At 45.1% G+C, this 419-nt stretch carries 1 pseudogene; it reads left to right on the forward strand.

Annotation, left to right across the window (positions count from 1 at the left end):
• Positions 1-63: 63 nt before the first annotated feature.
• Positions 64-419, forward strand: a pseudogene (locus ACE01P_RS24425) (type IV secretion protein Rhs); the annotation flags it as partial.

Raw genomic sequence — 419 nt, forward strand, 5'->3', positions numbered from 1 at the left:
AGGATTGTTTTTGGCGTTCCGGGCAGTGCAGGCGGGGAGCCTGAACTGGTCTACGGAGTCAATATGCAGAATTTTGAATACGATATGAAACTGGTGCCGTCGCTCTTTAAAGTTTTGGAAAACGACAACAGAAAAGGCGATCATGCAGCCGATGAAACCTTAAAATACCGAAAAGAAATTGACGGCTTCCATCAGAATTTCTTGAATAAGTCGAACGGCGTTTTCAATAAGGAAACGCTAATGCAGCTGAATCAGAATCCTGCCGGAGGTTCTGGAAAAGGCGCATTGGAAGAGTATTCCAAAAATAAAATGAGGGCTGCCATGGGCAAAATGATGCAGATAAAAGCGTCAAGCGAAGTTCCGGGAATCATCCTTGGAAATCTGGTGAGAATAAGCGGAGTGGACATGCAGCTCGAAAG

The organism is Flavobacterium sp. HJSW_4 (assembly GCF_042436695.1).
Lineage (GTDB): Bacteria > Bacteroidota > Bacteroidia > Flavobacteriales > Flavobacteriaceae > Flavobacterium.